Source organism: Stenotrophomonas sp. YJH_SMC_80 (genome assembly GCF_059372495.1).
In genome coordinates, this window is record NZ_JCAFVP010000014.1 from 25,255 (window position 1) to 38,908 (window position 13,654).

The 13,654-nt window shown below is 62.4% G+C and carries 8 protein-coding genes; 1 reads left to right on the forward strand and 7 read right to left on the reverse strand.

Annotated elements, in window-relative coordinates; genetic code table 11:
• Positions 1 to 125 precede the first annotated feature (125 nt).
• The 7 genes from AC5P99_RS18070 to moeB form a co-directional block, all read right to left on the reverse strand.
• Complete coding sequence (locus tag AC5P99_RS18070; protein WP_495213400.1) at positions 126 to 2,078, reverse strand: ATP-binding protein; 1,953 nt, start codon at positions 2,076 to 2,078, stop codon at positions 126 to 128.
• A gap of 452 nt (positions 2,079 to 2,530) precedes the next feature.
• Positions 2,531 to 4,015, reverse strand: coding sequence for an antiviral reverse transcriptase Drt5 (gene drt5, locus AC5P99_RS18075; protein WP_495213401.1), 1,485 nt, complete (start codon positions 4,013 to 4,015; stop codon positions 2,531 to 2,533).
• 475 nt (positions 4,016 to 4,490) lie between these two features.
• Positions 4,491 to 6,056: a glutamine-hydrolyzing GMP synthase gene (guaA, locus tag AC5P99_RS18080; protein WP_014646866.1), complete on the reverse strand. Its 1,566-nt coding sequence runs from the start codon at positions 6,054 to 6,056 to the stop codon at positions 4,491 to 4,493.
• A gap of 103 nt (positions 6,057 to 6,159) precedes the next feature.
• Positions 6,160 to 7,617, reverse strand: a complete 1,458-nt coding sequence (guaB, locus tag AC5P99_RS18085) for an IMP dehydrogenase (RefSeq protein WP_005409308.1) — start codon at positions 7,615 to 7,617, stop codon at positions 6,160 to 6,162.
• 294 nt (positions 7,618 to 7,911) lie between these two features.
• Positions 7,912 to 8,790: a bifunctional methylenetetrahydrofolate dehydrogenase/methenyltetrahydrofolate cyclohydrolase FolD gene (gene folD, locus AC5P99_RS18090; protein ID WP_005416247.1), complete on the reverse strand. Its 879-nt coding sequence runs from the start codon at positions 8,788 to 8,790 to the stop codon at positions 7,912 to 7,914.
• Positions 8,791 to 9,515: 725 nt separating this feature from the next.
• Positions 9,516 to 11,348 carry a monovalent cation:proton antiporter-2 (CPA2) family protein gene (locus AC5P99_RS18095; protein WP_495213402.1) on the reverse strand — a complete coding sequence of 611 codons (1,833 nt, stop codon included), beginning with the start codon at positions 11,346 to 11,348 and terminating at the stop codon, positions 9,516 to 9,518.
• Between the two features lie 249 nt (positions 11,349 to 11,597).
• The gene (gene moeB, locus AC5P99_RS18100; RefSeq protein WP_495213403.1) at positions 11,598 to 12,734 is read right to left on the reverse strand and encodes a molybdopterin-synthase adenylyltransferase MoeB; all 1,137 of its coding nucleotides are present in this window, start codon (positions 12,732 to 12,734) and stop codon (positions 11,598 to 11,600) included.
• Between the two features lie 89 nt (positions 12,735 to 12,823).
• On the opposite strand from moeB, the gene AC5P99_RS18105 reads away from it, so the two are divergent.
• A complete protein-coding gene (locus tag AC5P99_RS18105) occupies positions 12,824 to 13,639 on the forward strand; it encodes a helix-turn-helix domain-containing protein (RefSeq protein ID WP_495213404.1) in 816 nt (271 codons plus the stop codon).
• Positions 13,640 to 13,654 lie beyond the last annotated feature (15 nt).

Sequence of the window (13,654 nt, forward strand, 5' to 3'; positions counted from 1 at the left end):
CGGCTAACAAGCCCACAAGTAACAGTCCCTCCGCAGGTTCCGCGATCACCGCAAACTCGCGCCAGCAAAAGTGAGGAAGTCTGCTTTCGGTCAGAAGCGGTCGCCAGATATGGCTGAACACAGCACTACTCAGCTGGCGGCACGAACGAAGCTTGGCTTGGCGTCCCCATGACTTTCTGGACCAGCTCGTAACCAGAAACCTCCTCGTATCGCGAGGGTATTCTTGCCTTGAGCCCATGGAGGCGTCGATTCGCCGTCATTGCAAGCTGGTTGTATGTGGTCGCCGTCACCCGACCGCGCTGAACGCCGTTGTACTCCCGGCTATTGACAGTCGGTATATTGGACGCGACCGAATGGCCTACCACGAAGGTATGGAAGAAGGGACTTCCCTGTATGCCCCCGCTGGAGACAAGTTCATCGACATACTCTGCCGCCTGATTCATCTCTTTGCGACCGATTTCAGAACGACCTTTCTTCAGCTCGATGAGCAGGACATCGCGCATCATCACGAGCTGATCCTTGGCGGTATCAAAACTCTCCGTCCCAACGATTGAGAGGGTGGCATCGGAGAGGACGACGATGTCGGGGCGCTTCGCTGCATTAGCAAAGCTCTGATTTTGCTTTCTTGCTTTGAATAGACTGGTGGCGACCGTGCGCAGCGTGTTGTTCGACGCATACTCCGAACTATCAAACTCCGGCCCAAACAGCCAACGTGCCTGCGTCACGAGCGGATGGAGGGTGTGCAGTTCGTCGGCTTCCGCGTCGCCGCTGAGCTTCTCCATGGCGGCGATGATGGATAAACGACTGTCGATCTCATCCAGAACCGTGAGCGCATCCTCCACAGTCCACTGTCCCAGCAATCGATCCAGCCCGTCGATGTCGTGCTCATCCAACTGCATCAGCTTGTCGAGGAAGCTTGAGCCGCTTCGCGCCTTCTGAATCTTGATAACCGCTTTGACGACCTTGTTTAGGGTCTCCGGCGGTATGCCTGGCTGATCATGCACCACGGTCTTCGTGAACTGGGCTACTTCAAGCATAGACCGCCTAGGCAGCGTCCGGAGATCCTCTCGATTCTTGTAGAGCGCATCCTCTGAGTTTTCTTCAATCAGGTGGGCCGACAACTTCTCGACCATTTCTTGGGCATACCCGTTGGCCGCTTCGAAAAGATGATCGGTTCGCTCAGTGGTCTTGAACTTCGACCAATCTGGCTCGATCTCCGAAAGCCACTCCGCCCCGCACTCAATCACGATGGCATAGCGCTTGGCAAAGCGCACCCGCCCATCCAGAACGGCCATCGGGCCCACGGTCCAGCTCGGCAGCCCCACCAACCGGTTGCTCACCCAGAACGCAACGCCTTGGTAACGGGTGGATTTCGCCGTGCGTGTTGTGTCCAACACGTACGCAGTGACCCCAAAGCCGGGTTCGACCTGAATCTTGCGCTTCTCCAGAAGACCCTCATGCTCAGACAACGGGACGGACTGGCCGTTCACCGAAACGAGGAACTGCGGATCGTGCAGGAAGCGTCCCGACAGGACCGTCCTGATCCGATCTGGATCGGGGCGGTGGCGTTCAACCTCCACCAACAACCGGGTGCCATGGCCCGAACGGGTGCCTGTCTCATGGCTTTGGATGTAGAACGGGGATGGCTGATTTCGGGTGCCGATCACAAAGGTAGAAAGAACGCCCTTCGCCCAGGTTTCGACCGTGTAATGATCAGAAAAGCACAACAAGCCATGGCGACCAATACCGTTGCGCCCGAAGGCCATGCGCACCCAATCGTCGCGTTCGGAAGGAAACTGAACGTTCGCCCCTTGGCTTCGATGACGGTTGTATCCCAAGGTCATCCAGCGCTTGCGAAACTGGTCCTGGGTCATCCCATGGCCATCGTCTTCGACCGATAGCAAGCCACCCGTTTCCTCCGGGATGATCACGGCAACCTTGGCCGCCCCCGCATCCCACGTGTTGGCCACCAACTCAGTGAGCGCCATGTCTGGGTCATAACCAATCCGCCCCAGCGACCGCAGCACATAGTTTTCTTCAAAGAGAGCTTCGTTGGCTACCTTGCCCTTCTTAGCCATGGGGACGTCCGCCCAATGCTTGTTTGGTAATGTGTGCATGACTATGCCGCCTTCTGCCGAGTTTGGCAAAAGCTAAGCCCAGGCCATCTCAATTGCCGCGACGCCATTCGGCGTGTGCGCTATTGAGGGAGCGCCGTCCGGTCTCACGCAGGCTTCGCTTGCCTCACCCCGTCACCACCGCCAGCACGCCGACAAGGAATGCACCGTACAGACAGCCAATGCGCGAAAGCTCAACGTCTGCAGCCCCGTGAACATCAAGCTCCTATAGTAGGCAACGCTCCGATGCAGGGTGGCAGCCAAACCGGAGCGCCATATGGATGAGGGGATCATTAACACGCTCTTTCTGCATTGCCGAGGGCTCGTTGAGTGGGCCTGCTGCCCCCTCCCCCCTCAATAGCAGGGTATCCCCAACAATTGGGGACCCCCTGAACAACAAATTCATACTCTAGCTATCAGAACTTTTTTACGCATTCCGCCACTAGAAAATTTAGCGGAGAGCCCTTGGAAAAGTACGTCAACAAGTGGTTCCGCTCTGATGCGATCAATGTTCTCGAGCCCATGGCGGCTGCCCACGACAACCAATCTGATTGACCTGTCTTCAGGTAATCAAGCCTCAGCTCCTTGAATCCATAATTTTGCACGGGTATCTCAAGAATTTTTGCGCGAGCAATCTTGTGGTCACCGGTAAGCTCGTAGAGCCGGATCAGCAGATCGCCGCTGTCGACATGGTCAAGTATGTGATCCTCGACTATTTTTACAAGCCAGAACAATTGATATTCAAGATAGGAATCGTCTTCTGCGAGATATTGGGAAATGACGTTTCTCAGGGAATGCTTGTCCTCCACATTTGCACATACCGAATAAATATGCTTGATAAGATTCGGGAATCGAGAAAGGAGCTCAGGAATGACTTCCAAAAGATGCTCACTCTCTGCGTGATTGCTCAGAAAACCCAGAATCATGTCAGCATCTGACTCATCCGCCTCATCGTTCTTGAGTAAATCAATGAGCGTACGCACTTGATCGGCATCAAGCGGGTTCTCAATCTCTATTTCATTGACGACCACATCGACTGTGGATGCACCATAGATCGGCTCAAAGTCCTCAATGATCTCAGAAAGGGCTTCTTTAATTTCGTTCAGCTTCCCCGACACGTCGCCGATCCTTGCATCATGCCGAGTCTTCGATGGATTAATATTCAATCCATACTGCCCAAGTATCTGCTGAATCTTTTGAAAATCTTTGCGCAAGGTGACTGCGGAAGAATCATAAAGCGTAAAGTCATCCATAAATCTAACCAACTTTGCGCTTTTCAAATTACTAGACACGTCCACTAATTTTAAGAACTCATTGCCTAGCATTTTGCATGGATAGAGACCTTGAGGGAGGACATCAACACTCCTCCCCACATTTATTTCCCGCAGAAACCTTCCAAATGATTGACAATCATCTTCAGACTGAATCTTTGAACAGAACCAGTGAACAAGGTCGTGATGGTAAATACTATTGAAATATGATGCTATGTCAAAACTAAGACTATGACTGTAGTTCTCAGAGCACTCTTGAAGAGCTTCCTTATACTCACGATACGCTGCGTGGACTGCTATGTGACTGCCCGATGAGAATCTATAACCAAATGAACGACGAGCATCGCTGACCTGAGCCCGAAATATCTGTCTGTTTCGGTAGACGACGTCATATATGTAAAACTCAGCCACCGGGTCTAACTTGAATGTCCTACGGAGATGGCCGTTCGGCTTGGTCGAGTAGACACGCTGCTGCGATAGAAAGTTGTCCGACGATTCAGACTCATTGAGGACTTTTTGATAGATATATTCAGAAAGCTCTTGGTTATGCCTCTCCACCATCAGCCTACTGGTAGAAAGCGGGAAGAGTGTGGAGCTGTGATCTGAATTGAAAAATGCCTCGGTCGACATCAAATTCCCCCTTTGGAAGCCATCTGGCCAATGCCCCTGAATCCGATAGAACGCCGGCACCCCTTGCTACAGGCCGATCTTAGAGCGGCTGAGTCAGGCCATCAAGCGAATGCATAACCGAGTTTGGCGATCCGCTCCACAATCGAACCAGACTATATTTATCACGCATGCAGATATCCGCTTACGGGTCGAAATCCGATATTGCCATCCCGCGATGACTCCAACTAGGCGGAGAACCCACTACCGCCCAGACGCAAATCCGCACTCTCCCCCATAGCACAGGCCAATCACTACGTCCTGCGCCATTGCTCGCGAGCACGGCCGCGAGAGTTGACTCATTCCTAGGATAGCCGGGGCCCACGGATATTGATCATGCTGCAACCGCAGCACGATGCACGATAAGACTCGCGACGGGAACGCCTGAGTATGCTCCGCATACAACGAGGGCGCCTTTCGGCGCCCTCGTTCTTTCAACTCATTCCCATTCAATAGTCGCCGGCGGCTTCCCCGAGATGTCATAGACAACCCTCGACACCCCCCGCAGCTCATTGATGATCCGGTTGCTCACCGTACCCAGGAACTCATACGGCAGATGCGCCCAATGCGCCGTCATGAAGTCAATCGTCTCCACGGCCCGCAGCGCAATCACCCACTCATAAGCCCGCGCATCGCCCACCACGCCCACCGACTTCACCGGCAGGAACACGGCAAACGCCTGGCTGGTCTTGTCATACAGGTCCGCCTTGCGCAGCTCATCAATGAAGATGGCATCGGCCTTGGCCAGCAGCTCGGCGTATTCGCGCTTCACTTCACCCAGGATACGCACGCCCAGGCCCGGGCCCGGGAACGGATGGCGGTAAACCATGGTGCGCGGCAGGCCGAGCTCGACGCCCAGGCGGCGCACTTCGTCCTTGAACAGCTCGCGCAGCGGTTCCACCAGGCCCAGCTTCATGTGCTCCGGCAGGCCGCCCACGTTGTGGTGGCTCTTGATCACATGCGCCTTGCCGGTCTTGCTACCGGCCGACTCGATCACGTCCGGGTAGATGGTGCCCTGCGCCAGCCACTTGGCGTTGCTCAGCTTGTTCGACTCTTCATCGAAGATCTCAACGAACAGGTTGCCGATGATCTTGCGCTTGGCTTCCGGGTCACTCACGCCTTCCAGCGCGGCGAAGTAACGGTCGGCGGCATTCACGCGCACCACCTTTACGCCCATGTGCTCGGCGAACATCGCCATCACCTGGTCGCCTTCCTGCCAGCGCAGCAGGCCGGTATCCACGAACACGCAGGTCAGCTTCTCGCCGATGGCCTTGTGCAGCAGCGCAGCCACCACGGACGAATCGACGCCGCCGGACAGGCCCAGGATCACTTCGTCATCGCCCACCTGTTCGCGCACGCGGGCGATCTGGTCGTCGATGATGTTGGCGGCGGTCCACAGGGTCTGGCAGCCGCACACGTCCACCACGAAGCGGCGCAGCAGCGCCTGGCCCTGCAGGGTGTGGGTCACTTCCGGGTGGAACTGCACGCCGTACCAGCGCTTTTCTTCGTTGGCCATGGCGGCCACCGGAATGCGGTCGGTGGTGGCGGTGATGGTGAAGCCCGGCGGCGCAACGGAGACGTGGTCGCCGTGGCTCATCCAGACATTCAGCTTCGGCTCGCCGCCATGGTCGCTCAGGCCCTTGAACAGTGCATCCGGGTTGATCACGTTCACTTCGGCGTGACCGAATTCGCGCTGATCCGCCGCTTCGGTGGCACCGCCCAGCTGCGCGGCCAGGGTCTGCATGCCGTAGCAGATGCCGAAGATCGGCAGGCCGCTGTCGAACACTTCCTGCGGCGCGGCCGGTGCACCCGGCAGCGTGGTCGATTCCGGGCCACCGGACAGGATGATGCCCTTGGCGCCGAACGCGGCGATCTCGGCCGGGTTGTGGTCCCACGCCCAGATTTCGCAGTAGACGCCCAGCTCGCGGATGCGGCGGGCGATCAGCTGCGTGTACTGCGCGCCGAAATCGAGGATGAGGATCTTGTCGTTATGGATGTTGGTCATGGCGCCCCGGCAATGCAGTAGGGAAAACGAAATCAGATTTACGGCGGCAGATGGAGAAAGAGGAACGGGAAGTGCTTCCCCGTTCCTCTTTGCTCGGCCCGCGTCAGGCGCGGTAGTTCGGCGGCTCTTTGGTGATCGTCACGTCGTGGACGTGGCTCTCACGCTGGCCGGCGCCGCTGATCTTCACGAACTTGGGCTTGCTGCGCATGTCTTCGATGGTGGCGCAGCCCACGTAGCCCATGGTGGCGCGCAGGCCGCCCATCAGCTGGTGGATGATGCCGCCCACCGGGCCGCGGTACGGCACGCGGCCTTCGATGCCTTCGGGCACCAGCTTGTCGGCGGTGGCAGCGTCCTGGAAGTAGCGGTCCTTCGACCCCTTTTCCATGGCAGCCAGCGAACCCATGCCGCGGTAGCTCTTGTACGAACGGCCCTGGTACAGCTCGGTCTCGCCCGGCGATTCCTCGGTACCGGCCAGCAGGCCGCCGACCATGATGGTCGAGGCACCGGCGGCCAGCGCCTTGCCGATGTCGCCCGAGTAGCGGATGCCACCGTCGGCGATCAGCGGGATGCGGTCCTGCAGCGCTTCGGCCACCAGATCAATGGCGGTGACCTGCGGCACGCCGACGCCGGCAACGACGCGGGTGGTGCAGATCGAGCCCGGGCCGATGCCGACCTTGACTGCGTCCGCGCCGCTGTCCAGCAGCGCCAGTGCGGCTTCGCCGGTGCAGATGTTGCCACCGATGACCTGCACGTTCGGGAAGTTCTTCTTGACCCAGCTGACGCGGTCCAGCACGCCCTGCGAGTGGCCGTGCGCGGTATCGACCACGATCACGTCCACGCCGGCGGCGACCAGCGCTTCCACGCGGCGATCGGTATCACCACCCACGCCGACGGCGGCGCCGACCAGCAGGCGGGTCGACAGATCCTTGGCAGCGTTCGGGAAGTCGGTGTTCTTCTGGATGTCCTTGACGGTGATCAGGCCACGCAGTTCGAACGAATCGTTGACCACCAGCACCTTTTCGATGCGGTTGCGGTGCAGCAGCTGCAGCACTTCGTCGGACGCGGCGCCTTCCTTGACCGTGATCAGACGATCCTTCTTGGTCATGATGTGGCGGACCGGATCGTCCAGCTCGGTCTCGAAGCGCATGTCGCGGTGGGTCACGATGCCGGCCAGCAGGCCGTCGCTGCCCACCACCGGCACGCCGGAGATGTTGTGCGCCTGGGTCAGGGCCAGCACGTCGCGGATGGTGGTTTCCGGGCCGACGGTGATCGGGTCGCGGATGACACCGGCCTCGAACTTCTTGACCTTGGCCACTTCCGCGGCCTGCTGTTCCAGGCTGAGATTCTTGTGGATGATGCCCATGCCGCCGAGCTGGGCCATGGCGATGGCCAGGCGGGCTTCGGTGACGGTATCCATGGCTGCGGACAGGATCGGAAGCTTCAGCTTCAGGTCGCGAGTCAACCGCGTTTCGAGGTTGACGTCCTTGGGCAGGATGGTCGAGTGGGCGGGGACGAGCGAGACGTCGTCGTAAGTGAGTGCTTCAGCCTGGATGCGCAGCATCGGCATACCCGAGATGTGGGGAAGCGCGACATTTTACCCTGTTTTCGCGCCGCGTGGCAGGGGGTAGATGCGACGCAGTGTCGCGCGGGCGGCGATTGGTTCAGGGCGGCTTGGGTGGGTGCCAACCTTGGTTGGCACTATCCATCCGGCACCAGGACCCCAGATGGGGCCAAGGCCTCTGCCTGTTTGTGCCAACCAAGGTTGGCACCTACCAGGAGCGGGGCATCACCCTGCCCCGGCATTGTGCCGACCAACGGTCGGCACCCACCAACAGCAGATCTCCCCAATCGCAGGTCAGCTCAGCGCTTCCGCGGCTTCCAGGGTGTTCTGCATCAGCGTGGCCACGGTCATCGGGCCCACGCCACCCGGCACCGGGGTGATCCAGCTCGCCCGCTGGGCCGCCGCTTCAAACCCGACGTCGCCCACCAACCGGCCGTCATCCAGCCGGTTGATACCCACGTCGATCACCACCGCGCCCGGCTTCACCCACTCGCCCGGCACGATGCCCGGGCGGCCCACCGCCACCACCAGAATGTCGGCGTTGCGCACGGCCTGCTCCAGCACGTCCTTGGGGGTGAACTTGTGGCAACTGGTCACGGTGCAGCCGGCAATCAGCAGCTCCAGGCCCATCGGCCGGCCGACATGGTTGCTCACGCCAACGATGGTGGCGTTGCGGCCGCGTACCGGCTGGTCGGTGTGGCCCAGCAGCGTGGTGATGCCGCGCGGGGTGCACGGGCGCAGGCCGAACTCTCGCAGGGCCAGATGGCCGACGTTTTCCGGGTGGAAGCCGTCCACGTCCTTGCGCGGGTCGATGCGCTGGATCAGCCGGCGCGCATCGGGGATGCCCGGCAGCGGCAGCTGGATCAGGATGCCGTTGATCTTCGGATCGGCGTTGAGCTGGTCGATCAGGTCGAGCAGCTCGGCCTCGGTCGTACCGGCCGGCAGGTCGTAATCGTGTGCCTCGATGCCGACCTTCTCGGCGGCGCGGCGCTTGTTGCGCACGTATACGGTCGAGGCCGGGTCACCACCGACCAGCACCACGGCCAGGCCCGGGCGGCTGCCGCCAGCGGCCACGCGGGCGTCGACGCGCACCTTCAGGCTGTCGAGCAGGTCCTCGGCGATGCGGCGGCCATCAAGGATGCGGGCAGGATGCGGGGCGGCGGAATCAGTCATCGGAGGCAGGCGTGGAGCGGCGGGGACGCTATTGTCCCTGATTCAGTCCCCCTCGCCCACCGCAGGATGCGGTCCTGACGGGGTCGTGCCAACCGCCGGCTTCGGCAATTCCCCACACGGTAGTGCCGGCCGCTGGCCGGCAACCCCATGACGTCGGAACGTTCGCGCATCTGCCGGCCAGCGGCCGGCACGACCAACCGCCGGCTTCGGCAATTCCCCACACGGTAGTGCCGGCCGCTGGCCGGCAACCTCATGACGCCGGAACGCTTCCATATCTGCCGGCCAGCGGCCGGCACGACCAACCACCGGCTTCGGCAATTCCCACACGGTAGTGCCGGCCGCTGGCCGGCAACTCCATGACGTCGGAACGTTTCCGTATTTGCCGGCCAGCGGCCGACACTACCAACCGCCGGCTTCGGCAATTCCCGACCCGGGTAGTGCCGGCCGCTGGCCGGCAACCCCATAACGTCGGAACGTTTCCGTATCTGCCGGCCAGCGGCCGGCACTACCAACCGCCGGCTTGGGTAATCCCCACACGGGTAGTGCCGGCCGCTGGCCGGCAACCTCATGACGTCGGAACGTTTCCGTATCTGCCGGCCAGCGGCCGGCACTACCAACCACCGGCTTCGGCAATTCCCCACACGGTAGTGCCGGCCGCTGGCCGGCAACCTCATGACGTCGAAACGTTTCCGTATCTGCCGGCCAGCGGCCGGCACGACCGGGCTCTACTCTTCCTCTTCCGGCACATCCTGCGGGTTCAACGTCTTGCTCTCGCGCTTCGGCGCGGTGAACGGCGTTGGCGTCGGCACGCCCTGGCCGGAGTTGCCGAACACCATCTTGGCGCCGGCATTCAAACCACCACCGGCAATCTCCAGCTCGAAGCGCTCGGCGTCGCGGCGGCGGATCTGCTCGGCAATCTCCACCGCGTCGTCCTCATCCGCACCCAGCTCCACCAGCGCGGCCTGACCGAACAACACCGCCGATTCAAACGTCTCGCGGATCTGGAAATCGACACCGGCATGGATCAGCCGCAGCGAATGCTCGCGGTCGAACGAGCGCACCATCAGCTTGGCCTGCGGGAACTCATGCGCCACCAGTTCAACAATGCGATCGGCGGCTTCAGCCTTGTCCACGCACACCGCAATCGCACGTGCTGTGGCCGCACCCGAAGCATGCAATACATCCAGACGCGTACCGTCGCCGTAATAGATCTTGAAACCGAAGCGCGCCGCGCTCTGGATCATCTCCACATCGTTGTCGATGATGGTCACGTCCACGTCGCGCGCCAGCAGCGACTGGCTGGCGACCTGGCCGAAGCGGCCGAAGCCGATCAGCAGCACGCTGCCGGACAGGCCCTCGGCCTCGTCCACGCCGTCCATGTTCACCGTCGGCTTCGGTGCGATGCGCTTGTAGACCAGCACCACCAGCGGGGTCAGCGCCATCGACAGCACCACCACGGCGGTGAAGTTGGCATTGATCTCCAGGTTGATCACGCCGGCCGAGGCGGCAGCCGAGAACAGCACGAAGGCGAACTCGCCGCCCTGCGCCATCAGCACGCCGCGATCCAGCGCCTGCGCGTGGTCGCTGCCCATGATGCGCGCCACCACGTAGATGCACAGCGCCTTGGCCGCCATCAACGCCAGCACCAGGCCCAGGATCAGCTGCCAGTTGCCAGCCACCACGCCCAGGTCCAGCGCCATGCCCACGCTGAGGAAGAACAGGCCGAGCAGGATGCCGCGGAACGGCTCGATGTCCGCTTCGATCTGGTGGCGGAAGGTCGATTCGCTCAGCAGCACGCCGGCCAGGAACGCGCCCATCGCCATCGACAGGCCGGACAGCTGCATCAGCAGCGCCGCACCCAGCACCACCAGCAGCGCGGCGGCGGTCATCACCTCGCGCGCCTTCGATTCGGCCAGCACGCGGAACAACGGATTGAGCAGGAAGCGGCCGACCAGCACCAGGCCGACGATGGCACCCACGCCGATCGCTACCGACAGCCAGCGCGAACCCTCGCCATCGGCGCTGCCCGCGCTCGGGCCCATCCAGGCCACCAGCGCCAGCAACGGCACGATCAGCAGGTCTTCGAACAGCAGGATCGAAACGATCTTCTGCCCCGACGGCAGCGCGATGTCACCGCGCTCGGCCAGCAACTGCATCACCACTGCAGTGGAGGTCAGCACGAAGCCGGTGGCACCGATGAAGGCCACCTGCCACGGCAACCCGAACAGTTTGGCAATGCTGGTCAGCACCAGCGCACAGGTGACGATCTGCAGCGTGCCCAGCCCGAAGATTTCCTTGCGCAGGCTCCACAGGTGCGACGGCCGCATTTCCAGGCCGATCACGAACAGGAACATCACCACACCGAGCTCGGCGGTATGCAGGATGGCCTGCGGGTCGGAGAACCAGCCCAGCCCGAACGGTCCGATCGCCAGGCCAGCGGCGAAGTAGCCCAGCACCGAGCCCAGGCCGGCCCGGCGGAACAAAGGCACCATCACCACCGCCGCGCCCAACAGGGCGACGACCTTGACCAGCTCGCTGGTCGCTGCTTCTACCGCCATGCGGTGTTTTCCCCAAGATCCAGAATCGGGTTCAACAATAGAGCAATGCCGATGACGGCAATAGCACGCATGTTGCGCCGGATTGTCTTGGAGGTGGAACGATGTAGGGAGCTACCCCCATCATCATCCCGAAACCATGCATCCGCGTCGGTGGGTGCCGCCATGCACCCGCTTCGGTAGGTGCCAACCTTGGTTGGCACGAAAACGCCGACCAAGGTCGGCATCTACCAAGGCATTCCCCGGCCAGCCTCACCCACCCCGGCAGAACGCGGCGTAATCGATATACCCCGGGAATGGCACACCCGGCGCGCACACCGGGCACTGCGGGTCCGGCCGGATGCCGGTCTCGCGGAAGCGCATGCCCAGCGCATCGAAGCGCAGCAGGCGGCCGACCAGTGGTTCACCGATGCCCAGCAGCAGCTTCAGCACCTCGGTCGCCTGCAGCACACCAGCCAGCCCGGGCAGCACCCCCAGCACGCCGGCCTCGGAACAGTTCGGCGCGAACTCCGGCGGCGGCGGCTCGGGGAACAGGCAGCGGTAGCACGGCGCCACGCCACGCTGGCGGCCGGCGTCAAACACGCTTACCTGGCCATCGAAGCGCTCGATGGCGGCGTACACCAGCGGTATCGCGTGCTTGATGCAGGCGTCGTTGAGCAGGTAGCGCAGCGGGAAATTGTCCGATCCATCCAGCACCACGTCCACGCCGTCCAGCAACCCATCCACGTTCTCGGACGTGACCCGCTCGGGCACCGCCTCGACCTCGATCGACGGGTTCAGCGCCAGCAGCCGCTCGCGTGCGGAATCGACCTTGAGCTGGCCCACGCTGGCTTCGGTATGCACGATCTGCCGGTGCAGGTTGCTGCGCTCCACGCGGTCATGGTCGGCGAAGCGCAGGTGCCCCACCCCAGCCGCAGCAAGGTAGAAGCCGGCCGGCGCGCCCAGCCCACCCGCGCCCAGCACCAGCACGCGCGACTGCTGCAGCCGGCGTTGGCCGACCTCGCCCACCTGCGGCAGCAGCAGGTGGCGCGAATAACGGTCGTAGAAATCGCGGTCGGCAGCGCTGGCCACCGGCTGCACCAGTGGCAGCGACTGCTCGCGCCAGGCCACGGTACCGCCCGTCACGGAAGCGACGTGGGTGAAGCCGGCCTCCCGCAGGAACTGCGCGGCATCGGCCGAGCGCTTGCCACTCTGGCAGATCAACAGGATTTCCTGGTCGTGCTGCGGCAGGTGTGCGGTCGGGTCGGCCTGCAGCTCGCCCTTGGCCACGCCTCGCGCGCCCTCGGCCATCCCGCCGGCCCGTTCGTGCGCTTCGCGCACATCGATCAGCACCGCGCCATGGGCCAGGCGCTCGCGTGCCTGCGCGGGGGAAAGCTCTTGGATGCTCATGGCGGCATTATCGCGCAGACACCCTCGACGCGCCCTGCCCCGAACATGGCACCATGCGGGCGTTGCCCCCTGCATCCCGGAACCGCTGCATGCGCTCTGCCACCGAATTCTGGCGTGACCCGCGCGTGCCCTTCGTCGAAAGCCGACGGGCGTGCGACAGCCGCGCCTGCCATCGCCCGCACAGCCATGACACCTTCTCGATCGGCGCCGTGGACGCCGGCAGCAGCCTGTTCACCGGCGCCGCGAAAGGGCCGCGCCTGCTGAAGCCCGGCAGTCTGGTCGGCGTGCCCGCAGGCCGCGTGCACGCCTGCAACCCCCTGCCCGGCCAGGTCTGGAGCTACCAGATGCTGCATCTGGACCCGCGCTGGATGGCCGAGGTCCGCGCCGAGTATGACGACCTGCCCGAACCCGACTGGCAGCAGGAACCGATCCGGATTTCCAACCATCGCCCGCGCTACCAGCAGTACTGCCAGCTCAACGAGACGCTGTTCTCCGACGATCCAGTCAGCGTCAAGGAAGCGGCCCTGATCGCGTTCGTCGGCGATCTGGATGAACACGATGGTGTTGCCGTCGCCGGCCCGCTTGAAGATGCCGCGTTACAGCAGCGCTTGCAGCCGGTGATGGACGTTCTGCGCCAGCGGCTCGAACACACCCCGGCCCTGCAGGAGCTGGCATCGCTGGCGGGCATGAGCCGCTACCAGCTGATCCGCGCCTTCCGACGCGCCACGGGCCTGACACCGCACGCCTGGCAGATCGACCAGCGCATCCAGGAGGCCCGCCGGCGGCTGTGCGAAGGGCAGGCACTGGCCGTGGTCGCGCATGCGCTGGGTTTTGCCGACCAGAGCCATTTCCAGCGGGTCTTCAAGGCCCACGCCGGTGCGACCCCGGGCCAGTACCGGCGCTGAGCCTGCAATAACGTT